The 22,300-nt window shown below is 73.0% G+C and carries 21 protein-coding genes; 10 read left to right on the forward strand and 11 right to left on the reverse strand.

All coding sequences use genetic code 11. The features are described 5' to 3' along the window. The first annotated feature begins 29 nt into the window (after window positions 1-29). From V1260_RS02260 to secA, 4 genes are all read left to right on the forward strand, one after another. Window positions 30-887: a phosphoribosyltransferase family protein gene (locus tag V1260_RS02260; protein ID WP_329745175.1), complete on the forward strand. Its 858-nt coding sequence runs from the start codon at window positions 30-32 to the stop codon at window positions 885-887. 146 nt (window positions 888-1,033) lie between these two features. Beyond that, on the forward strand, window positions 1,034-1,711 hold the full coding sequence (gene hpf / locus V1260_RS02265) for a ribosome hibernation-promoting factor, HPF/YfiA family (protein WP_329745176.1): 678 nt from the start codon (window positions 1,034-1,036) through the stop codon (window positions 1,709-1,711). Between the two features lie 74 nt (window positions 1,712-1,785). Then, a complete protein-coding gene (locus V1260_RS02270; RefSeq protein ID WP_329745177.1) occupies window positions 1,786-3,138 on the forward strand; it encodes a winged helix-turn-helix domain-containing protein in 1,353 nt (450 codons plus the stop codon). A gap of 99 nt (window positions 3,139-3,237) precedes the next feature. After that, on the forward strand, window positions 3,238-6,306 hold the full coding sequence (secA, locus tag V1260_RS02275) for a preprotein translocase subunit SecA (protein ID WP_329745178.1): 3,069 nt from the start codon (window positions 3,238-3,240) through the stop codon (window positions 6,304-6,306). Between the two features lie 192 nt (window positions 6,307-6,498). Here the strand turns inward: secA and V1260_RS02280 are convergent, their stop codons facing one another. Both V1260_RS02280 and V1260_RS02285 read right to left on the reverse strand, forming a co-directional pair. Next, entirely contained in the window at window positions 6,499-6,900 is a 402-nt protein-coding gene (locus tag V1260_RS02280) for an Rv3235 family protein (RefSeq protein WP_329745179.1), read from the reverse strand. Then, window positions 6,897-7,781, reverse strand: a complete 885-nt coding sequence (locus V1260_RS02285) for a LysM peptidoglycan-binding domain-containing protein (RefSeq protein WP_329745180.1) — start codon at window positions 7,779-7,781, stop codon at window positions 6,897-6,899. The genes V1260_RS02280 and V1260_RS02285 overlap by 4 nt, the downstream gene beginning before the upstream one ends. 187 nt (window positions 7,782-7,968) lie before the next feature. Here V1260_RS02285 and V1260_RS02290 point away from each other — a divergent pair, with 187 nt between their 5' ends. After that, window positions 7,969-8,526, forward strand: coding sequence for a hypothetical protein (locus V1260_RS02290; protein ID WP_329745181.1), 558 nt, complete (start codon window positions 7,969-7,971; stop codon window positions 8,524-8,526). 21 nt (window positions 8,527-8,547) lie between these two features. Here the strand turns inward: V1260_RS02290 and V1260_RS02295 are convergent, their stop codons facing one another. Then, the gene (locus V1260_RS02295; RefSeq protein ID WP_329745182.1) at window positions 8,548-8,787 is read right to left on the reverse strand and encodes a helix-turn-helix domain-containing protein; all 240 of its coding nucleotides are present in this window, start codon (window positions 8,785-8,787) and stop codon (window positions 8,548-8,550) included. A gap of 263 nt (window positions 8,788-9,050) precedes the next feature. Between V1260_RS02295 and V1260_RS02300 the strand changes: the two genes are divergently transcribed. The 3 genes from V1260_RS02300 to V1260_RS02310 are packed head-to-tail and all read left to right on the forward strand — an operon-like array spanning window position 9,051 to window position 11,384. Then, a complete protein-coding gene (locus tag V1260_RS02300; protein WP_329745183.1) occupies window positions 9,051-9,692 on the forward strand; it encodes an SAF domain-containing protein in 642 nt (213 codons plus the stop codon). Further along, window positions 9,689-10,903 (forward strand): AAA family ATPase, encoded by a 1,215-nt coding sequence (locus V1260_RS02305; RefSeq protein ID WP_329745184.1) that lies wholly within the window; start codon window positions 9,689-9,691, stop codon window positions 10,901-10,903. The genes V1260_RS02300 and V1260_RS02305 overlap by 4 nt, the downstream gene beginning before the upstream one ends. Before the next feature lie 37 nt (window positions 10,904-10,940). Further along, entirely contained in the window at window positions 10,941-11,384 is a 444-nt protein-coding gene (locus V1260_RS02310; RefSeq protein WP_329745185.1) for a DUF6912 family protein, read from the forward strand. 40 nt (window positions 11,385-11,424) lie between these two features. On the opposite strand, the gene V1260_RS02315 is transcribed toward V1260_RS02310, so the two are convergent. Continuing rightward, entirely contained in the window at window positions 11,425-11,934 is a 510-nt protein-coding gene (locus tag V1260_RS02315) for a DUF2505 domain-containing protein (protein ID WP_329745186.1), read from the reverse strand. A 94-nt stretch (window positions 11,935-12,028) separates the two neighbouring features. Between V1260_RS02315 and V1260_RS02320 the strand changes: the two genes are divergently transcribed. Then, window positions 12,029-13,519 (forward strand): sensor histidine kinase, encoded by a 1,491-nt coding sequence (locus tag V1260_RS02320; protein ID WP_329745187.1) that lies wholly within the window; start codon window positions 12,029-12,031, stop codon window positions 13,517-13,519. A 96-nt stretch (window positions 13,520-13,615) separates the two neighbouring features. Here V1260_RS02320 and V1260_RS02325 read toward each other — a convergent pair whose 3' ends face one another. Beyond that, window positions 13,616-13,864: a WhiB family transcriptional regulator gene (locus V1260_RS02325; RefSeq protein WP_329745188.1), complete on the reverse strand. Its 249-nt coding sequence runs from the start codon at window positions 13,862-13,864 to the stop codon at window positions 13,616-13,618. A gap of 320 nt (window positions 13,865-14,184) precedes the next feature. Between V1260_RS02325 and V1260_RS02330 the strand changes: the two genes are divergently transcribed. Further along, window positions 14,185-14,619, forward strand: coding sequence for a hypothetical protein (locus V1260_RS02330; RefSeq protein ID WP_329745189.1), 435 nt, complete (start codon window positions 14,185-14,187; stop codon window positions 14,617-14,619). A gap of 67 nt (window positions 14,620-14,686) precedes the next feature. On the opposite strand, the gene V1260_RS02335 is transcribed toward V1260_RS02330, so the two are convergent. The 6 genes from V1260_RS02335 to V1260_RS02360 all read right to left on the reverse strand — a co-directional run bounded on the left by V1260_RS02335 (window position 14,687) and on the right by V1260_RS02360 (window position 22,212). Continuing rightward, window positions 14,687-17,206: an FtsX-like permease family protein gene (locus V1260_RS02335; protein WP_329745190.1), complete on the reverse strand. Its 2,520-nt coding sequence runs from the start codon at window positions 17,204-17,206 to the stop codon at window positions 14,687-14,689. Continuing rightward, window positions 17,206-17,991 (reverse strand): ABC transporter ATP-binding protein, encoded by a 786-nt coding sequence (locus V1260_RS02340; RefSeq protein WP_329745191.1) that lies wholly within the window; start codon window positions 17,989-17,991, stop codon window positions 17,206-17,208. Before V1260_RS02340 ends, V1260_RS02335 begins: the two co-directional genes overlap by 1 nt. 164 nt (window positions 17,992-18,155) lie before the next feature. Next, entirely contained in the window at window positions 18,156-18,845 is a 690-nt protein-coding gene (locus tag V1260_RS02345) for a response regulator transcription factor (protein ID WP_329745192.1), read from the reverse strand. Window positions 18,846-18,901: 56 nt separating this feature from the next. After that, window positions 18,902-20,197, reverse strand: a complete 1,296-nt coding sequence (locus tag V1260_RS02350; RefSeq protein ID WP_329745193.1) for a sensor histidine kinase — start codon at window positions 20,195-20,197, stop codon at window positions 18,902-18,904. 79 nt (window positions 20,198-20,276) lie between these two features. Continuing rightward, on the reverse strand, window positions 20,277-21,023 hold the full coding sequence (locus V1260_RS02355; RefSeq protein ID WP_329745194.1) for an SOS response-associated peptidase: 747 nt from the start codon (window positions 21,021-21,023) through the stop codon (window positions 20,277-20,279). A 1-nt stretch (window position 21,024) separates the two neighbouring features. Continuing rightward, window positions 21,025-22,212, reverse strand: a complete 1,188-nt coding sequence (locus V1260_RS02360) for a YihY/virulence factor BrkB family protein (protein ID WP_329745195.1) — start codon at window positions 22,210-22,212, stop codon at window positions 21,025-21,027. Window positions 22,213-22,300 lie beyond the last annotated feature (88 nt).

Raw genomic sequence — 22,300 nt, forward strand, 5'->3', positions numbered from 1 at the left:
CGCGGCGCAGGGTGCGGTGGGATCGGCACATGCGCACCGCCGATCCCCCTGTCCCCGGCCTCTCCGAGCGTGAGCAGCGCGGGGTCCTCGCCGCGGCGGGGGAGTGGGTCCGGGAGGTGCTCGCCCAGACCTGCGGTCTCGTCGCCCCGCGCGACTGCCCCTGCGGGACCGAGGGTGCATGGCTCTGCGCCGCGTGCCGCGCCCTGCTCAGCGCCCCGCCGGTGCGGGTCGATGCCACCTGCGACGCGCTCCAGCAGCTGCATGCTGCGCGGGTGCGGGACGAGGGGCCGGAGGCTCCCGCGGGGGTGGACCACGTGCCGCTGCTGCCCGTCTGGGCCCTCGGCGAGTACGGCGGGGACCTCCAGCGGATCGTCCTCGCCTGGAAGAACGGCGGCCGGCTGCACCTCGGCCCCGACCTCGCGCAGGGGCTCGCCCCGGCGGTCACCGCTATCACCGGGGCCGCGGGACTCCCCGACGACGGGCAGGGGCCGGACCTGGTCCCCGTCCCCTCCCGGCTCGCCGCCCGGCTGCGCCGCGGCGAGGACCACACCGCCGAGCTGGTCCGCGAGCTGGCGGCGCGGGGCCTGGGCCGTCCCCTGCTGCTGCGCGCGAGCCCGACGAACACCCAGGAGGGACTGGGATCCCGGGGTCGGCGCCGCCGCGGGATGCTCCTCGACGAGCGGGCCGCCCGTCGCGCCGCCCGGCGGGGCGCCCCCGTGGTGATCGTCGACGACGTGGTCACCACCGGGTCCACGCTGCGCGCCCTGCACGGAGCACTCACCGCGGCGGGGCTGGAGGTGCTCGGGGCCGCGGTGGTGGCCGCCGCGCGGATCCCGGCTCCCGTCGGCCTCCCCGGCGGAGGGAATCCGGCTTCGCAGGACCGTTGATCAGCGAACACCCCGGAAGACGTGGCATGCTTATGCGACTCGTCACACACGGACGATCCCCCTCTCGCCAGGAGGTGCGCACCCCAGCCGAAGAGCCACTGCGGCCGGGCTCCGAGCGGCCGCCCCTGATTGGAGGAGAGAACCTCATGGAGATCAATGTCGTCGGACGCCACATGGACGTCCCGGATCGTTTCCGCCGTCACCTCGCCGAGAAGCTCGACAAGGTCACCCAGCTCGCCCCTGCGGCGCTGCGGGTCGACGTCGAGATCTCGCAGGAGAAGAACCCCAGGCAGACCGAGCTCAGCGATCGCGTCGAGCTCACCGTGCACGACAACGGCGCCGTCGTCCGCTCGGAGGCCCGGGCGGACGATCTCTACGGCGCCCTGGACATCGCCTACGGGAAGCTGCTCGAGCGCCTCCGCCGCGCCCGCGACCGTCGCAAGGACCGCCACCGCGGCCGCGACAAGGCCCATCAGGGTGCCGGCGCGTCCGTCCGCACCATGCCCGCGGACCAGGAGCTGCCCGAGACCCTGCAGCCGTCGAGCGCTGTCGCCCCCGCCCCGGAGGACGCCCCGGAGGCGGAGAACCCGCCCGCCGAGGGCGTGGACCTCGCCGAGGCCGGCAGCCCCGTGCTGATCCGCACCAAGAAGCACCCCGCCACGCCCATGAGCGTCGAGGACGCCCTCTACCGAATGGAGCTCGTGGGTCACGACTTCTTCTTCTTCATCGACGCCGAGTCCGGTCGGCACAAGGTGGTCTACCGCCGCCGCGGCTTCAACTACGGCGTGATCGAGCTCGACGGGGACCTCCAGCCCGCCGGCTGAGCCCCGCCGACGTCCGGCCGGGAGGAGCGAATCCGCCCTCCCGGCCGGCTCACGTCCGGACCTCGGAAGGACCCATGACCCGCACACTCACCTGGACCGCCGCCCGCCGGATCGCCCTGCGCTCCCAGGGGATCGGCCCGGCCCGCCGGCACGAGGAGCCCACGGCCGCCGCGAGCCGTCGCGCCCTGCGGCGCACCCTCGAGCACACCCACCTGCTGCAGATCGACTCCGTGAGCGTCTTCGCCCGCGCCCACCACCTCCCGGTCTACACCCGGTCGGGTGCCTGGGATCCGGCGGTGCTGGACCGCGCCTCCCGGCCCGGCCGCGGACGGCTGGTCCACGAGGCCCTCGCCCACGAGGCGGTCTACACCACCGAGGAGGTCCACGCCCTGCTGGACTTCCGCCGCCGGGCCGTGGCGCAGCGCGACTGGGGGAACGTGCGCGAGGCGGCCGAGGCCTCCCCGCGCCTGCTGCCCCGCATCATCGCCGCCCTCGAGGAAATCGGTCCCTCGAGCGCCGCGGCCATCTCCCGCCATCTCGGCGACACCGAGCGCGGCGAGGGCTGGGGCTGGAGGCGCACCTCGAGCCAGTGGGTGGTCGAGTACCTCTTCCGCGCGGGCTGCCTGGACTGCGTGGGGCGCAGTGCGCAGTTCGAGCGGCTGTACGTCGCCGTCGACGACGCGGCCGAGCGCCTCGCCGAGCTCGCCACCGGCGGCGCCGAGCCGACCGGGACGGTCCGCTCCGACGTCGCAGCGGACGCATCGACGGATCCGGGCGACCTCGGCGCCCGGCACGAGTCGGAGGTCCGCGAGCTCGTCGCGCGGGCGGCCCGCGCGCTCGGGATCGCCGAGATCAGCTCGCTCGCCGACTACTTCCGCCTGCGCACCGCCCAGGTGCGCCCCGCCGTCGAGGAGCTCCTCACCGGCGGCGTGCTCGAGGAGGTCGTGGTCCGGCACCCGGCGGGGGACCGCACCCTGCTGCTGCACCGTGACGCCCCCGGGGCGTCGCCGCTGAGCGTCTCCACGCTCGTGAGCCCCTTCGACCCGATCGTCTTCCACCGCCCCCGTCTAGCGCATCTGTTCGACGTCGACTACCGGATCGGGATCTACACCCCCGCCGCGAAGCGCACCACCGGCTACTACGCGCTGCCCTTCCTGCACCAGGACCTCTTCCCGGCCCGGGTCGACCTGCGCGCCGCCCGGGACCGGGGCGTGCTCGAGGTGCGCGGGGCCTTCCGCGAGCCACTGCCCCATGTGCCCGCCCCGCGTCGGCCCGACGAGGAGGGGATGCTCGACGCCCTCGCCGCGGAGCTGCGCCACGCCGCACGCTGGCAGGGGCTCGACACGCTCGAGGTCGCCGTCGGTCCGGGGACCGGCTCGCTCTCCGCACCGCTGCGGGAGCGCCTCGCCGACGCCCGGGCGTCGTGACGATCGCCCCACCGCGTCACCCGCTCCGAGGGGGACGCTTACGATGGGTCAGCACCATTGCGCCCGGACGGGCGCCGATCAACGGATACGGGAGCACGAGTGGCACACCTCTTCGACAGGATCCTGCGCGCCGGTGAGGGCCGCGAGGTCCGCCGGCTCGAGTCCATCGCGCGGAAGGTCGAGCAGGCCGGCGAGGTCTTCTCCGAGCTGACGGACGAGGAGCTGCGCGCGGAGAGCGACCACTTCAAGGAGCGGCTCGAGGACGGAGAGACCCTCGACGACATCATGGTCGAGGCGTTCGCCGCCGTGCGTGAGGCGGCCGACCGCACTCTCGGCCAGCGCCCCTACGACGTGCAGGTCATGGGTGGTGCCGCGCTGCACCGCGGCCGCATCGCCGAGATGAAGACCGGTGAGGGCAAGACCCTCGTCGCGACCCTCCCCGCCTATCTCAACGCGCTCGCCGGCAAGGGCGTGCACGTGGTGACCGTCAACGACTACCTCGCCGGGTACCAGAGCGACCTGATGGGCCGAGTCTTCCGCGCCCTCGGCCTGACCACCGGCGTGATCACCTCGGGGATGACCCCCGCGCAGCGCCGCGAGCAGTACGCCGCGGACATCACCTACGGCACGAACAACGAGTTCGGCTTCGACTACCTGCGCGACAACATGACCCTGACCCCGGCGGACCGGGTCCAGCGCGGCCACTTCTTCGCGATCGTCGACGAGGTCGACTCGATCCTCATCGACGAGGCCCGCACCCCGCTGATCATCTCCGGCCCTGCGGGCGGGGACGCCAATAAGTGGTACGCCGAGTTCGCGAAGGTTGTGAAGCTGCTGCGCCGCGACCGCGACTACGAAGTCGACGAGAAGAAGCGCACCGTCGGCGTCCTCGAGAGCGGCATCGACAAGGTCGAGGACCACCTCGGCATCGAGAACCTCTACGAGTCCCTCAACACGCCGCTGATCGGCTTCCTGAACAACGCGATCAAGGCGAAGGAGCTGTTCAAGCGCGACAAGGACTACGTGATCCTCAACGGCGAGGTGCTCATCGTCGACGAGCACACCGGCCGCATCCTCGCCGGTCGCCGCTACAACGAAGGCATGCACCAGGCCATCGAGGCGAAGGAGGGGGTGAAGATCAAGGCCGAGAACCAGACCCTCGCCACGATCACCCTCCAGAACTACTTCAAGCTCTACGAGAAGCTCTCAGGCATGACCGGCACCGCGGAGACCGAGGCCGCCGAGTTCATGAACACCTACAAGCTCGGCGTGGTCCCGATCCCGACGCATCGCCCGATGCAGCGCAAGGACGAGCCCGATCGCATCTACCGCACGGAGAAGGCCAAGTTCGACGCGGTGGTCGAGGACATCGTCACCCGGCACGACCGCGGGCAGCCGGTGCTCGTGGGCACCACCAGCGTCGAGAAGTCCGAGTACCTCTCGAAGCTGCTGACCGCGCAGGGCGTGACGCACGAGGTGCTCAACGCCAAGAACCATGCGGGCGAGGCCGCGATCGTCGCGATGGCGGGTGCGAAGGGCGCCGTCACGGTCGCCACCAACATGGCCGGCCGCGGCACCGACATCATGCTCGGCGGAAACATCGAGTTCATGGCCCATGCGGATCTCGCGGCGCGCGGGCTGGACGCCGAGGAGGACCCGGAGGGGTACGAGGCGGCGTGGGACGAGGCCCTCGAGGCGGCGAAGGAGCAGATCTCCGAGCAGCACGACGAGGTCGTCGAGCTCGGCGGCCTGTACGTGCTGGGCACCGAGCGCCATGAGTCGCGACGCATCGACAACCAGCTGCGCGGTCGCTCCGGCCGACAGGGCGATCCGGGCGAGTCCCGCTTCTACCTGTCGCTGCAGGACGACCTGATGCGGCTGTTCAACGCGGGCGCGGCCGAGTCGCTCCTGGCGCGCGGTGGCGTCGACGAGTCCATTCCGCTCACCGGTCGGATGGTCTCGGGCGCGATCCAGCGCGCGCAGAACTCGATCGAGTCCCGCAACGCGGAGATCCGCAAGAACGTCCTGAAGTACGACGACGTCCTCACCAAGCAGCGCAAGAAGCTGTACGAGGAGCGGTCGCGGATCCTCGAGGGCGAGGAGCTCGAGGAGCACATCCAGCGTTTCATCGACGAGGTCATCGGCGGCACCGTCGCGGAGCACACCAAGGGCGTGAACCCCGAGGACGTCGATCTCGAGGAGCTGTGGGGCGCCCTGCGTCCGGCGTTCCCCGTCTCGATCACCGCGGACGAGCTGATCGAAGAGGTCGGCGGCAAGGAGAACCTCGGTGCCGACGTCCTGCGCGAGGAGATCCTGGCGGATGCCCGCGTCGCCTACGAGCGGCGCCGCGAGGAGCTCGGCGACGAGGGTCTCGCGCAGCTGCAGCGGCGCGTGCTGCTCTCGGTGATGGACCGTCGCTGGCGCGAGCACCTCTACGAGATGGACTACCTCAAGGAGGGCATCGGCCTGCGCGCCATGGCCCAGCGCGATCCGCTCATCGAGTACGAGCGCGAAGGCCATCTGATGTTCAACGACATGATCGCGGGCATCAAGGAAGACGTGGTCGGCTACGTCTACAACCTCGAGGTGAAGGTCGAGAAGACCGATCAGGTGGTGCCGAAGGCGGTCAGCGACCTGCTGCGTGCGACCCAGGGCGCGGTCAAGGCGGCGGGCGCCGCCGCGGCCGGCGCGGGAGCAGGTGCCGCGGCGGCGGCCACGACGACGGGCTCGTCGGAGGCATCGGACTCCGCGGACGGAGAGTCCGGGACGGCCGACACGGACTCCGACGCCGAGGGCGCCGCCACGTCGACGGACGAGACCGCCGCGGACGCGGACGCCGCCGACGACAACGACTCCAGCGAGGAGGGCGCCAGCGAGGAGGCGGCCGACGCGAGCCCCTCGGGTTCCGTGCGGATCGTCGCGAAGGGGCTGGATGACGGCCCGTCCGCCGGTCAGCTGCGCTACAGCTCCGCGGAGGGCAGCGGGGTGCAGGACTCCGGCACGCTCACCCGTGCTCAGCGTCGCCAGCGCGAGCGGCAGCAGCGCCAGGACACCACCGCGGAGAGCGCCGCCCGCACCACCCCCTCGGACAAGCCGGAGGGCGCCCCCAGCCAGGCCGGGGCGAACCGGGCGCAGCGCCGCCGCGCGAGCAAGCGCCGCCGCGACTGACCCGGACCCGACGCACCGACCCGCGAGAGAGGAGTGGGGGGGGGGGGGGGGGGGGGGGGGGGGGGGGATGGGTATGGGGGGGGGGGGGGGGGGTTGGCTCATGTAATTGGGGTTCAACCGCCACTTCTGCCGTAATGAGGCGGTGCGGAGCTCCTCACCGAGCGGCAGCTGCTCGGCCTCCGCCCCGCGAGGTCACCCGATCTCGAGCACCGTGACCCGCCATCCGGAGTGCCGCAGTTCCCAGCGCATGGCGAGGAAGCGGCTGCGCTCCGGCTCGCGGACCACGCAGCTCGCCTCGACGGTCCGTTCGTTGACGATGCAGGTACGCACCCCGGTCACCTGCACCCGCTGCACCGGGGCATATCCGGTGGTCGCGCGCAGTCGCCGGGTCAGCGCGGCACGGCGGGCGAGCATCGAGGTGACCTCGGGGGTGACGATGCGGGACAGCGCGTTCTCGGGCCGCATGTCGCGCACGATCTCGATGGCGTGGCGCGCGACCGCCTCGACCATGCGCTGAACCTGCCCGGGATCGTCCGTGCGCTGGGGCCCGGACTGCTCCCCGGTGTGTGCCGGTCGGTGGTAGATGCTGGTCATCGCTGCTCCAGGGAGGCGAGGGAGGTGGGCACGATCAGTTCCTGCCCGGGGCGGATGAGCTCGGGATCGTCGCCGATCCTGTCGCGGTTGAGGTCGTACAGCAGGGGCCAGGCGGCGGCCACGTCCTGCGTGCTGTCAGGGCCCGGGCCGAGGAGGTCATCGGTGAGGCTCCACAGCGTGTCTCCGGGGGCCACGGTGATCGTGCGCGCAGGTGGCGCTGAGGATCCGGGCGAGCTCGGGGGCGGAGGGGAGATCGGGGTCGGCTCAGGGACGGCGGTGTCCTGCGCGGACTCGGGCGATGCCGTCTCCCATCCCAGGGGCGGCAGGTCCTCGGCCTCCGTCGCGTCCTCCGGGGCCGAGGAGGGCTGTGGCCGCTCGGCCGGATCGCCGGACGGGGACTCCGTCGGAGCTTCGGCCGGAGCGGCGGGCCGCAGCTCCGCGGCGACCGCGATCGGGCGCGGGGCCTCCTCGGGATCGGTCGACGGGGAGACGGCGAGCGCCGGGCCGAGCGCGAGACCGGTGGCAGTGGTCGCGAGCGCGGCCCCGAGCGTGATCCGGCGGGCGATGCGCGGAGCGATCATCCGCAGGGCGGCGAGCAGGGTGCGGCCGGTGCGGCTGGCGGGGCCGGCGATCAGGATCAGGCCGGCGAGCGACCAGATCACCGCGAGGTACAGGCAGAGGAGTGCACCGAGCGCTGCGGTCCCGGCCAGGAGCATTCCCTGCAGCGCGGCGGCGGGGTCGCCCGAGCGCGCGCTCGGCAGGAGGGCCGACGCCGCGGCCGTCATCCCTGCGGTCGCGAGGGCGGCGAGGACGGCCCCGCACAGCAGACCCCCGGGCTGTGTTCTGACGCTCTCGGCGCCGTCGTCGTGCTGCTGCTCCATAGGATCCCCCTGACCCCTCGTGACACCCGGCCTGCGGACCGTGTCGTTTGATGCAGTTTGGTGTCGATCGATCTCTTTCCTGGGAACCTAGTGTGGATTGGGACACGGCGCAATGGTCCTTTAGTGCCATGTGGACGACGGCGGCCCCGCGCCCCGGCTGCAGGAGCGGGGCTCTACAGTGGCGGTCATGGCTGACGACCCGAACCTCGACCGGCTCCTCGAGGACCTCTCGGGGCGCCTCGCGCATCAGGAGCGGGAGGAGATGCTGGCGGTCTCCGAGGATCTGGCCCGCGCCGAGCGGGCGCAGCTGACCCTCGCGGATCGTCTGCGGGCATCCCTCGATCGCCCCGTGGTCCTCCAGCTGAGCGAGAGCCTGCGCCTCTCCGGTCGGGTCGAGGAGGTCTCGTCCTCCTGGATGACGCTTCGGGAGGATGGTGCCGGACGGGCCTCGCTGGTGCCCCTGACCGCGATCGTGCTCCTCGAGGGGCTGAGCGCCCGGGCGCGTCCGCTCGAGGAGTCGGCGCTCGCGCCGCGGGGACTGGGGGCGATGCTGCGGGGCATGGCGAGAGATCGCGCCACGGTCCGGGTAGAGACCAGGTCGGGTGGGATCACGGGGCGGATCGCCGATGTCGGGGCCGAGCTGATCGACGTCGTGTCGCTCCCGACGGGGGAGCGGTCCTCGGTCCCCGGCTCCTCACGCCTCAGCGTGGTGCTCTCGTCGATCCTGGCGGTGCGTCCCCGCTGAGCGGGGAGCGGTCCGGAGGGATCAGACCCCTCCGCGGATCGAGGGGTGCTCGGCGGCCCGCTCCTCCTCGAGGATCTGGGCGGTGGCGGCGTAGCTGCGCTCGATGTATGACTCGATCTCCGTGACCTCGACCCGCCACTGGCCGCGGCCGCCGACCTTGATCGCTCGCAGCTCGCCGGAACGGACCAGGGCGTAGGCCTGCGAGGCGGAGATGGACAGCATCTCGGCCACGTCGGACAACGGGATGAAGCGGGGCGCCACCACTGCTCCTTCCGACTCCTGCCGGCTCACGGGATGCTCCGGCGACTGCTGCTTCGACTGCGTCACGGATAGTCTCACAGCTTTCCGAGTATTCCGTGGGGGCTCTGTGGACAACCGGTCCGGCCCCGCGCGGCGCCGAGGTCATGGCGCTCCGGCCCTCGGGTTGTCCACAATCCTCGCCCCGTCGGCCTCCCATCCGCTCGTGCTCCCGTACTCTCCCGAGGGACCCGGCCATCAGGGCCGGGCGAGGGCAGGAGGATGCCGTGGGGGCGACCGCACCGGTGATGAGGCTGCGCAGGCCGAGATGGAGGGATCCGCGTCTGATCGTGGGCATCGTGCTGGTGGTGGCCAGCGTGCTTATGGGAGCCCTGCTGGTCTCGAGACTCTCCGAGACCACCCCGGTGCTGATCGCCAAGGGGCCGATCGCCCCGGGCGATCCGCTGGACGCCGAGACCCTCACGACGGTCGAGCTGCGCCTCGGGGACCAGCAGGAGCTCTACGTCGGGAGCCTCGACGCCGTCCCCGAGGGGGCGGTCGCGAGCCGCGCCGTGCAGGCCGGGGAGATGCTCCCGGTGTCGGCGGTGGGCCAGCCGGAGGACGTCGCGCTGCGCCCCGTGGTGATCCCCGTCGACGCCTCGGTGGCGGAGTCGGTGGTGCCCGGCGCGACCGTCGAGCTGTGGCACACCAGCCCCGCGCCGCAGGACGGCGGCAGCGGGGAGGCGCGCCTGCTCGTGGAGGAGGCGATCGTCCGGCGCGTCGACGAGGGCAGCTCGCTGGGCATGCGGTCCATGTCGGTCGAGGTGCTCGTGCCGCAGGAGAGCGTCGCCGAGGTGCTCCAGGTGCTCGCCGAGGAGGAGCGACTCGACGTCATCGGCGTCCCGGGGGCCTACGGGGTGACCCCGTGATCGACGTGGTGCTCTGCGCCTCGGGCAGCGACGAGGTCCGCATCGTGCACGACCTCGCCGTCGACCGGGGCCGCACCGCACGGGTCGTGCGGCGCTGCGCCGATCTCGCCGAAACCCTCGCCGTGGTCTCCGCGGGGATCGGCGACGTCGTCCTCCTCGACGTGTCCGTGCGGGGGCTCGGGCGCGAGCCGCTCGCGACCCTGCTGCGGGACGCCGCCGTGGTGGGGCTGCGGGACGAGCGCGCGGGGGAGCAGACCACGCTGGGGCTGCGGCACGTCGTGCCCGCCTCCGCGCCGATCGAGGAGATCCTCGCGGCGCTCGTCGCGGCGACCGACTCCGGCGACGAGGCGACCGACTGGGTGCAGGAGGCGAGCGACGCCACCAGCGGCACCGGGTCCGACGGCCGACTGGTCGTGGTGTGGGGACCGGGAGGCGCTCCGGGACGGACGACCGTCGCCGTCAACCTCGCCGCCGAGGCCGCGGCCGGCGGCCGCGAGGCGACCCTCGTGGACGCCGACACCTACGGGCCCTCCCTCAGCCAGGTCCTGGGAGTGCTCGACGAGGCGCCGGGCCTGGTCGCCGCCTGCCGCGCGCACGATCGGGACACCCTCGATGAGGAGACCCTGGACTCCCTCCTGCCCCTGGTCCAGCCGGGCCTGCGCCTGCTCAGCGGGATCGGGGTGCCCGCCCGCTGGGCCGAGGTGCGCAGCAGCTCGCTCGACGGGGTGTGGCAGGCGCTCGCGCGGCGCGGCGGACTGGTCGTCGCCGACGTCGGCGCGGTCCTCGAGGAGGACGAGGAGCTGAGCTACGACACCGCCGCCCCGCAGCGCAACGCCGCGGCGCTCAGCGCCGTCGCCGCCGCGGATGCGGTGATCGCCGTGACCTCGGCGGATCCCGTGAGCATCACCCGGCTGCTGCGGGACCACGCCCGTCTGGAGGAGCTCGGGGAGGGGGAGTTGCACCTGGTGGTCAACCGGGTCGGACCCCCGATCTCGGGGGACCAGGTGCGCGAGCTCCTGCGCGGGAGGCTCGAGCCGACCTCGCTCCACCTCCTGCCCGATGACCCCGTCGCCTGCCGGACCGCAATCTGGGACGGGGCGTTGCTCGCCGAGTCCGCGCCGCGCTCGCCGCTGCGCCGGGCGCTGCGCGAGCTCGCGCTCTCGCCCGCCGTGCTGGGCGCCTCGCTCGCGCCGGTCGAGCCCGATCGGTGAGAGGGGTCGGAGCGATCCGGGTGAGAGGATGGACGGCATGAGGATCTACCTGCCGCTGACCCCCGCGGACCGTCCCGTGCTCGAGCGCAGCGGCAGCGACGTCGAGCTCGTCGCGGGCCGCGCCGCCTGGGCCGTCACCGCAGAGGCCCGGGCCTCCTTTCCCCAGGGGGACGAGGAGGATCTCGAGTACGAGGCGCTCCAGGAGGCGACCCACGTCGCTCTCGGCGAGGTCGCGGCTGCGTCGAGAGCTCTCGTGATCGCGCTGGACGTCCCCGAGCGCGACCTGGCGTCCGCCGAGGACGGCGGCGCCTACGGGATCGCTGCTGTGCGCGCGACCAACGGCAGGATCGCGAGCTTCCATGTCACCGAGCTGAGCGCCGCCGCGGCGGAGGCCGACGACACCGACCCCGCCCTGCTGTGGTTCGACGCCGCCGAGGGCCCGCGTGCGCTCGAGTACCTCGCCGGCGGCACCCCGGACTGATCGGAATCGTCCCGGGTGCCGCTCCCGAGCAGCCTGCTGATCAGCTCGCGGCGGACTGCTCCCGGTACGACGCGGCGGAGCGCTCCTCGGCACGCAGGACCTTCGAGACATAGGGCTCTGCGGCCTTCTCGAGCCGAGCTCCGATCAGCGGAACCTTCGCCGTGAGATCGCCGTCGATCTCGACCGTGCAGGATCCCTCGCCGGCCGGTGCGAGCCGGGCCGTGCCCGTCATCCCGGCGGGGAGGCCCACGACGTCGAACTCCATCGTGCCGGTGCGGGAGCCGTCGGCCGCGGGAGCGGACCACCGCTGGGTCTCGCGCACCGTCAGCGAGGAGCCGACGAAGCGCTTGGCGATGTCCGGCACCCGATTCGTGGGCAGGTGCAGGTCGGTCGTGACGGTGAACTCGCCCGCGGGATCGCCGGCCACCACGGCGCTCGCCGCGTCGGCTCCGAGGGTGCGGCGCCGGATCTCGGCGTAGTCGCTGTCGGCGTACATCGCGGCCGCCTCGCGGGCGGGCAGCGGCAGGTTCATCGTCTCGCGGAGCTTCATCAGGATCCTCTCGTCGGGTCGTCCGTCCCAGACTAGGCCAGCGCCGGGATGTCCCCTGAGTCCGGACCGCAGGGGCGGCGCCTATCCTGGGGGCATGCCGAGCCTGTCCAAGTTCCTCGCCGATGATCGTGAGCTCTCCGAGAAGGAGGCGGACTGGCTCCAGCACCTCGTCGGGGACTGGAACCTCCTGTCCGACCTCCTGCGTGCCGATCTGGTCCTCTGGATCCGCTCCGCCGACGGCCCCCGGGCCGTCGCCCACTGCCGCCCCGCGACCGGGGCCACCGTGTACTACGAGGACCCCGTCGGGACGGTGCTCGCCGAGGACTCCGACTCCGAGGTCCAGGCGCTCCTCGCCGGCGCGGAGCCCAGCTGGGAGGCGATCGGGATCGAGCGGGAGGGCCGTGAGGCCCGTGGCCTGCTGGTCCGGGTGCGGAAGGCCGGGCGGACGCTCGGCGTGCTCGCCGCGGAGAGCCCCGCGAGCGACGGCGAGCCCTCGCAGAGCGAGCGTCGTCAGCAGCAGCTCGGTCGCCGCATCCTGGAGATGCTCGAGGCCGGGGCGTTCCCGATCGAGGGCGCGCCGATCCCGCCCCGCCGCGGCGCTCCGCGCGTCGGCGACGGAGTGGTCGAGGTCGACGCCGCCGGGATCGTGCAGTGGACCAGCCCGAACGCCCAGTCCGCCTTCCACCGCTTCGGGATCGAGGGATCCATCGTCGGCTCGACCCTCGCCGAGCACTCGACCGAGGTGCTGCAGTCCCGCTCGCCGGTGGACGAGTCCCTGCCCCTCGTGCTCATGGGCCGCGCCGCCTGGCGCTCCGACATGCAGGCCCGCGGGGGGACCCTCTCCCTGCGCGCCGTGCCGCTGACCGAGGACGGCCAGCGCACCGGCGCCATCATCCTGGTGCGCGACGTGACCGAGCTGCGGCGCCGGGAGCGGGAGCTGATCACCAAGGACGCCACAATCCGCGAGGTCCACCACCGGGTGAAGAACAACCTGCAGACCGTGGCGGCCCTGCTGCGGATGCAGTCCCGCCGGATGAAGACGGACGAGGCCCGGGAGGCGCTCACCGAGGCCATGCGCCGCGTCTCCACGATCGCCCTGGTGCACGAGTCGCTGCTGCAGGGATCCGAGGAGGCCGTCCACTTCGACGAGGTCATCGATCGCTGTCTACGCCTCGCAGTGGATGCGGCGAGCGCCTCCGTGCACCGGGCAGGGACCCCGCAGCTCGCCGAGTCCCAGGTGGAGGTGCGCACCGAGAAGATCGGTCGGGTGGGGACGATCCGCGCCGAGGAGGCGACCCCGCTCGCACTGGTCGTCACGGAGCTGGCGACGAACGCCGTGGAGCACGGGCTCTCCGAGAGCGGCGGCACGCTCACCATCCGCAGCGAGCGCACCGGCTCGCACCTGGTCATCGCCATCGAGGACGACGGGAACGGGATGGGGGCGGCGAAGCCGACGGGTCTCGGCACGAACATCGCCCTGACCCTCGTGCAGGGGCAGCTCGGCGGCACGCTCACCTGGGGGAGCCGGGATGGCGGGGGGACCAGTGCGGTCGTCGACGTCTACCTCGACCCGATCCAGGTCTGAGGGAGGGATCCGCCGCGTGGCGGGCCGGGGCCGCCGCCGGGGCGGCCCTGCGGCCGCGGCCACGGGGGAGGGGCATCCGCGGGACGCGAGGGAGGGTCAGCTGGCGCGGCGGGCGCGCGCGTTGCGGCGCTTGAGGGAGCGGCGCTCATCCTCCGAGAGGCCACCCCAGACGCCCGAGTCCTGACCGGTCTCGAGGGCGAACTTCAGGCATGCGGTCATGACGTCGCACTTCTGGCACACCGCCTTCGCCTCCTGGATCTGGGTGATCGCCGGTCCGGTGTTCCCGATCGGGAAGAACAGCTCGGGATCATGCTTGAGGCACTCGGCACGGTGGCGCCAGTCCATCGTCACTCTCTCTTTCCAGGACGCCGCAGCGCGACGGGTACTGTCGCACTGCGACGAGGGTTCGCTCCCTGACGGGGCGTTCTCGGGACTCCGGCTCGTCTCCGGCGCAGGCACCGGTTCGAGCCGTCCTCCATTCTCCGGCCAGGTCCGGGCGGGCGACAAGGGTCTTCCCGCGCGACCTGGGTGGCACTTCCCACACGGTCACCGGACACGGTGCGGAACCCGTGAGACCGGGCACGGAGGCTTGCGCGAGGACCGCGGGGATGCTGTGCGCGCGGGCCCGTCCGGGGCATCCCCCGGGCGGCGGATACAGTGCGTCCATGCCCTCCAGCGCGTCCTCCACCGGCTCCCGCCCCGCCGACCGCTCGGACGAGGTGGATCCGGATCCCCGCCTGCGCCCGACGGCCACGGTGCTGCTCCTCGTCGAGGCCGTGATGCTGCTCGCCGCCGGGTCGTACTTCCTCGTGCTGGCCACCTCCGGCGTCGGCGATCCGCGGTTCGGGCTGGGTCTCGGCGCCTTCCTCGTCCTCTTCGCCGTGCTGGTCGCGCTCGCGGCCCGGTCCCTGCGGGCACGAGGGCGCTTCGGGCTCGGCTACGGCGTGACCTGGCAGCTCTTCCAGGCCCTCGTGGCGGCGAGCATGCTGCGCTCGGGGATGGTGTGGCAGGGGGCCCTCGCGCTGCTCCTCGCCATCGCGACCTTCGTGCTGCTGCTGAACCTGGTGCGCTCCACCCCGCTCCCGCGGCAGGACGGCTGAGCGGCGAGTCCGCCGCCCAGCACGTCCTGCCGGTACCCTCCCTCCTGCTCCCTCGCGCCGTCGCGCCTCAGTCGCCCGCGGCGAGCGCCGCGGCCGGGGCGGTGCGCGCCGCAGCCCGGCCCGGGAGCACGGATGCGAGGGCCCCGGCGGCGAGGGCCAGGAGCAGAACGATCACTAGGCGGTCCCACGGGATGGTGATCGAGACAGGGTAGGTCGATCCGAGAATCGCGATGATCCCGAGCACGCCGTACAGGCTGCCGATCAGCAGGCCCAGCACGGCGCCGACGGCCGCGAGGAGGACGCCCTCCCACCCGAGCATCGCCCGCATCTGCCGTCGGGTCGTGCCCAGTGCCCGCAGCAGCGCGTTCTCCCCGGTCCTCTCGACGACGCCGAGGCTGAGCGTGTTCGCCACCCCGACGAGGGCGACGAGGACGGCGACCGCGAGCAGCGCCACGGTGATGCCGAGCAGCACGTCGAGGATCTGTCCGTAGGCCTCCCGCTCGGCCCCGCCGACCATGCTGCTCGCCCCGGTGAAGCCCTCTCCGGAGGAGACCTCGTCGACTGCGGCGACCAGCTCGCGGATGTCGACGCCCTCCCGCCCGGCGCTGCCGGGATCGGCGAAGTCGGCGAGCACCACCGGCCGCGTCCCGTCGCCCACCAGCTGCTCGAGGGTGCCGGGGGTGACCAGGGACATCTGCAGGTTCGCGTCGACCTGGACCCGCAGCTCGTGCGATCGCCCGTCGGGGTCCCGGAGGGTGAGGACCTGGCCGTCGTGCAGCCCGAACCGCTCCGCGCGCTCGAGGCCGAGCAGGACCGTTCCGTCGGTCAGGTCCGCGGCCATCGCGGGACGGTGGGACAGCTCGCGAACCGTCTCGGGGGTCGCGGCGACGAGGGTCATCGGCTCGTCCGCGCCGACCTCCACATCGCCCCGGGCGGTGGTGTCGGCCGCGTCGATCCCGGGGATCGCGGCTATCCTCGCGGCGGCGTCCTCCGGCATCTCGTCGGCGCTGAGGACGAGGTCGATCGGTCGGCGCGAGTCCAGCTCCGCGGTGAGGGTCGCCTCGGCGGTCCGCGCCCCGACGGTCATCATCGTCATCAGCGTGGTGCCGATGAGCAGGGCGGCGATCGTGGCCGCGCTCCGACGCGGGTTCCGGGCGACGTTCGCCCCCGCGATCCGCGCCGGGAGGCCGCCGAGCAGGCCCGCGGTCCGCGCGGCGAGGGCGGCAAGGGGCCTCGTGAGGGTCACGAGTCCCAGCATCACCCCGGTGAAGCTCACGACACCGCCGACGATCGCGGCGAGGAGCCCGGGAGCGGCGACCCCGCGGACGGCCAGCGCGGTGCCCCCGGCGAGGGCGGCCATGCCGAGCACGACGGCCGCGAGACCGGCCGCCTCGCGGACTCCCAGGTGGCGGGCGGCGGCGGGCGGGGCGGGCCGCAGCGCCTGCAGGGGTGCGACCCGGGTCGCCTGCCGCATCGGGGCGAGGCTCGCCAGCACGGTGATCGCGATGCCGGCGAGCAGGGGCAGCAGCACCGACCAGAGGGTCACCGGCACCGGGACGAGGACCTCGAGCAGTCCGAGGGCGGCGGCGCCCACGAGCGCGGCCTGGACCAGCACGTGGCCAGCCAGCATCCCCAGCCCCGCGCCGAGCAGGCCGACGAGCAGCGACTCCCGCAGGACCACGCCGCGGACCTGTCGGCGGGTCGCGCCGAGGGTGCGCAGCAGGGCGAGGGAACGGGTGCGCTGCGCGAGGGTGACCGCGAAGGTGTTCGCGATGACGACGGCGCTGGTGAACAGCGCGATGATCACGAACACGGCGAGCAGCAGCCCGAGCACGGCAAAGCCCCGCAGGAGGTCCTCGGCGGCCTCCTCCTCGGCCGCGTCGACGCTGCGCACGGTGACGCCGGGCGCGGCGGAGTCCGCCGCGCGTGCGGCGGCCTCAGCGGGGTCGGAGCCGTCGGGGACGGTGGCGAGCCAGGTCTGGGTGAGGGTGCCCTCCGTCGGCCCGAGCACGGCCGCGGCGTTGACCTGCTGCACCATCAGGCGGGGTGTCGTGCCGAGGAGCGCGCCTGCGGGATCCGCGGCGATGCCGACGACCTCCAGGGTGATCTCGGGAGCGGCCCCGGCGTCGTCGGTCGGCGCGAATCCGGGCGCGAGATCGATGCGGTCGCCGACGCCGACCTCGAGGGTCTCGGCAGCCGTGCGGCCGAGGACGATCTGCTCGGCGGAGGTGGCGGTCGTCCCCTCCTCGAGCTCCTCGCCGGGCGGGAGCATCACCGCCTCGAGGTAGGCGCCGGTGCTCGCCGAGCTGGTCTCGAGGTAGGTCATCGGGATCGGCCACACGGACTCGACGCCCTCGACCGCGGGGGCGGGCAGCGGCTCCTCGGCGGCCCAGTCCTCCTCAGCGAGCTCCCGCGTGATCTCGAGGTCGGCGCCGGCGTAGGCCTGGGAGGCCTGGGCGCGCAGCGTGTCCTGCATCAGAGCTCCGGCGAGCACCATCACGGCGACGAAGGCGCAGGACAGGGCGACGGTGACGACCGCCGCGAGGTGGCGGCGCAGCGGGGTGAGCCGCACTCGGGGGCGGGCCATCAGCGCTGCCCCCGCTCGGGGCGGGGGGCCTCGGCGGTGCGGGCCGCCCGCAGGTCCTCGTCGGAGGCGATCCGGCCGTCGGCGAGGGTGAGGATCCGGTCGGCGCGCTCGGCCGCGTCCCGCTCATGGGTGACCATCACGACGGTCTGCCCGAACTCGTCCACCGACAGGCGCAGGAAGTCGAGCACCTCCTCGGTGGTGCGGGAGTCGAGGTTGCCGGTGGGCTCGTCGGCGAAGACGACGGCGGGGGAGGTGACCAGCGCGCGGGAGATCGCGACGCGCTGGATCTGGCCGCCGGAGAGCTGGGAGGGGAGGTGATCGAGGCGGTCCGCGATCCCGAAGGCGGTGGTGAGGGTGTCCAGCCAGGACCGGTCCACACGGGCGCCGGCGAGCTCGAGGGGCAGCAGGATGTTCTGCTCGGCGGTCAGCATCGGCAGCAGGTTGAAGGACTGGAAGACGAAGCCGATCCGCTCGCGGCGGAGGCGCGTCAGGGCGTCGTCCCGCAGCGCGGTGATCTCGGTGCCGTCGAGCTCGATCGAGCCGGAGGTGACCTCGTCGAGCCCGGCGAGGAGGTGCAGGAGGGTCGACTTGCCCGATCCGGAGGGACCCATGATCGCGGTGAACGCCCCGCGAGCGATGTCGACGTCGACGTCGTCCAGCGCCTTCACGGTCGCATCCCCCGATCCGTAGGTGCGGGTGAGGCTGCGGGCGCGGAGGGCGGAGGCGTCGGCGCGGGGACCGGACGGGGAGGAGGGCGGGGGAGCGGCCTGGGTGGCGGCGGTCATCGGGAGTCCTTCGGGCAGGGGCCGGGGGTCGTCTCCGATGCTCGCCCGCCGGCGTGCCCGTCGGCGTCGGCCCCCGGTCGTGCTCTCGCGCCGCCCGACGTGCCCCGGGATGACGGGCCGTCATACCGGGGGATGATGCGACCCGCGCCCGGCGGCGTGGCGGCTCAGCCGTCGCCGGGCCTGACCAGTCCGGTCTCGAAGGCGATGATCACGGCCTGCACCCGGTCACGGGCGCCGAGCTTGGCGAGGACCCGGCCGACGTGGGTCTTGACGGTCGCCTCGGCGACGAACAGTTCGGCCCCGATCTCCTGGTTCGAGCGTCCGCGCCCCATGAGGGTCAGCACTTCGCGCTCCCTGTCCGTGAGCTGGTGCAGGGCGGAGTCGTCCTGCACGGCGGGCTCGGGGATGGAGACGACGCGCTCGAGGAGTCGGCGGGTGGCCGACGGGGCGATCACCGCATCGCCCCGGTGCACGGTGCGGATCGCGCTGAGGAGGTCTTCGGGCTGGGCGTCCTTGAGCAGGAAGCCGCTGGCCCCGGCACGGATCGCCGCCACCACGTACTCGTCGAGGTCGAAGGTGGTCAGGACGATGATCCGCGGGGCGCGGTCCGTTGGGAGACGCTCGAGCAGGGTCGTGGTCGCCTCGATGCCGTCCATCCGCGGCATGCGCACGTCCATCAGCACCACGTCGACGGCGCGGGCGGAGAGCTCGCGAACGGCCTCGGCGCCGTCGGCGGCCTGCGCCACGACCTCCATGTCGTCCTGCGAGTCGATGACCATCGCGAATCCGGTGCGCACGAGCGGCTGGTCGTCGACGAGGGCGATGCGGAGGGGGCGGGGGTCGGGCTCGGTCATCGGGTCTCTCCTGGGGGTGAGGCAGGGCGGGGTCGGGCGGGAGCGGCAGAGCGGGGTCAGGCGGCGGTCGAGCGGGGTCGGGCGGGGCCCGCGGGATCGGCCAGAGGCACGCTCGCCTGGACGCGGAAGCCGCGCGAGGGGAGCGGCCCCGCCTGCAGCGTCCCGCCGAGCGCCGCCATCCGCTCGCGCATGCCGGTCAGACCGTGGCCGAGGCCGTCGGAGTCGGGATCAGTGCCCCGACCGTCGTCGAGCACCTCCAGCGTGAGGTGCTCTGCGGTGCGCTCGAGCCGCACGGCGGCTGTCGCCCCGGGTCCGGCGTGCTTGAGCACGTTCGTCAGCGACTCCTGCACGAGGCGGAAGACCGAGACGCCGACGGCGTGCGGCAGGTCCTCGAGTGATCCGTGGATCTCGAGATCCACCTCGAGGCCCGCGCCGCGGACCCGCTCCATCAGATCCGACAGTTGGGCGGGCCCGGGCTGGGGCCCGAAGCTGGTCTCGTCCTCCTGGCGCAGCACGCCCAGCAGGGAGCGCATGTCGGCGAGGGCGGAGCGCCCGGTCTCGCCGATCGTGGCGAGCACCTCGACGGCCCTCTCCGGCTTCTGCGCCGCGACGAAGCGGCCCCCGTCGGCCTGAGCGATGATCACGGACAGGGAGTGGGCGACCACGTCGTGCATCTCGCGGGCGATGCGGGCGCGCTCGTCGGCGACGGCGAGGGCGGTGCGCTGCTCTCGTTCGCGCACTGCCTGCTCGGCCCGCTCCCGGGTGAGCGCGAGCTGGCGCACGCGGGCGCGTTGCAGGTTCGCGAGCGCCCAGATGGCGACGATGGTGATGGTGCCGACGACGACCAGCACCACGAAGGTCGTGGCCGCCTGGGCGATGCCGCCGTACTGATCGAGCAGGGCGAGCACCGCCCAGGCGGTGGACTGGACGAGCACGCCCAGCATCCCCGCGACGACGCCGACCACGTGCACGGTGCTGGTGCCGTAGGCGACGGCGCAGAACAGGGCGTAGAAGGTCATCGCGTCGCCGAGGACCACCGGCATGCCGACGAGGACGTGCAGGAGCGCCAGGGAACCGATCACGAGCACGCCCAGCAGGGGGCGGATGCGACAGACCGCGCCGGCGAGCACCATCGGCACGGAGAACACGACCCACCAGCCGAGGTTCCCGGTCCCCAGCCCGAGGACGAGCATCGTCAGGGTGGCCCCGCCGAAGCTGACGAGGTCCACCGTGCCGGGGTTCTCGAGGATCCAGCGGAAGGGATCGCGCCAACCCGCGCGAGCGCGTGCGGAGACCGGTCCCGGCGACGACGGGGGCATCGGGGGAGCGGTGGGGGCGGGCATGCCGGTCATCCTCCCGAGGGTACGGGCGGGTGGGGAGCGGGGCGTCAGACCGCGGTCGGACGCGCGGCCGCGGAGGAGGCGAGCCCGGTCACAGCAGCCGGCTCGGGTCCTCGAGCAGCTCGGGACCGTCGTTGCCGACCTTCCCCACCGCCGGATCCACCTCCCGCACGGCGAGGGTCGCGTCGTCGAGGAGGTGGGCGTCGTCGAGGACCCACTCCTGGGCGGCGGCGCGGTCGTCCATCCCGGGGTCGAGCCAGGCATCGATCTCCTCGCGGCGCAGCATGACCGGGGTGCGGTCATGGATCTCCGCGAGCTCCCCCGTGGCCTCGCGGGTGATGATCGTGGCCGAGAGCAGGAAGGCTCCGTCCTCGCTCGCGGCCGGACCCTCGTGCCCGCCGGGCCCCTTCCACCAGGAGACCAGGGCCGCCATGTACAGCGGGGAGCCGTTCGCGGGCGAGATGTAGTACGGCTGCTTGCGGGAGCCCTTCGCGTCCCGCACCCATTCGAAGTAGCCGTCCATGGGCACGATCGCACGATACCGCGAGAGGCTCCCGCGGAAGCTGGGCTTCTCGGCGAGCGTCTCGCGGCGCGCGTTGAAGGTGCGGGAGGAGAAAGAGGCGTCCTTCGCGAAAGGCGGCAGCAGCCCCCAGCGGGCCACGCGCAGCGCGCGCCGCACCTCGCCCGTCTCCTTCTCGACCGACTCGGTGACCACGTAGATCGGGGCGGTGGGAGGGATGTTCCAGCGGGCGCGCAGGTGCGGATCGGTGAGGTCGACGGCGTCGAGGTCGTCGACCAGCGGCTCGATCTCCTGGAAGAAGGCGAAGCGCCCGCACATGTCAGGAGTCCTTTGCGGAGGAGGCGGTGTCGGTGCGCTCGTCCTCGTCCCTGTTCCTGTCCCCGTCCGCGTCGACCACGGGCACGCCGTGGCGCGGGGTGAGGCGGGCGTCCTCGCCGGTGTAGGCGTCGGCGTCGTGGTGGAGGTTCCGCAGGCGGATGTCGCGGCCCTCGTCGACGATCGCCTCGTGCTTGTCCTCGGCCTTCGCTGCGCCCTTCGACTCCCGCATCGGCAGGGCCAGGGAGTCCTCGGCGGGCTTGCCGGCCTCGAGCTCGCGGGCCCGCTCGTACTCGGCGTCGACCTCGGCACCGAGGATGATCACGATGTTGATGACCCACAGCGCGAAGAGCACGGCCATGATGCCGCCGATCGCACCGTAGCTCGAGTAGCCGGCGACCGTGCTCATGTAGATCGAGAGAGCGACCGCCGCGACGGCGATGCCGAGGATCGCGAAGACCCCACCGGGGGAGATGAAGCGGAAGGGCTTGTCGACGTTCGGGGCGCCCCAGTACAGCAGTGAGATCAGGGCGAAGGCGATCACCAGGATCACCGGCCACTTCGCGAAGGCCCAGATCGGCAGGAAGGAGTCCAGCAGGAAGGTCAGCAGGCCCTGCGCGCCGATGCTCGAGGCGATCGGTCCCAGCAGTCCCTCCACGAGCGAGGCGTTCAGCAGCACCGAGACCATCACCAGCAGGATCCCGATGATGATCGCGACGGTCAGGGCGAGCATCGTGCCGTTCATCCGGAGGGGACCGCGCCCCTCGGGCACCTCGTAGATCTGATTCGCCACGCGGCCGTACGCCTTGATGTACGCCGACGCCGACCACAGGGCCGTGCCGATACCGATGATCAGGGCGACCGTGCCTCCGGTCGCGGAGCCCATCAGCGAGGTGACGGTCGAGCGCACCGCGTCCTCGGCGCCGAGGCCGCTGCCGCCGGCCGCCTGGTTGATGAGGTCCACCAGGAGATCCGCGATCTGGTCCTTGATGTCCGCGAGCAGCAGTGTCGCCAGCGAGAACAGCGCCAGCAGCGTCGGCGCGATCGAGAGGACCATGAAGTAGGTGAGCTTCGCGGCCTGGTCGGTGCCGCCGTCGCGGACGAACTCCGCGATCACCCGCTTCGCCATGTACTTCAGCGTGGGCGCGGACAGCTTCGGGGCGTCCTCGCCGTTCGTCGTGGTCGCTGCCATGGAGAGCTCCTCGGGGGAAGTCGTCGGGCTGACTGCCGTCATCCTGCCATGGGAGCGGGCTGGGCGAGTTATCCACAAATCCGGGGAG

Origin of the sequence: Brachybacterium sp. J144 (genome assembly GCF_036321705.1) — a bacterium.
GTDB lineage: Bacteria > Actinomycetota > Actinomycetes > Actinomycetales > Dermabacteraceae > Brachybacterium.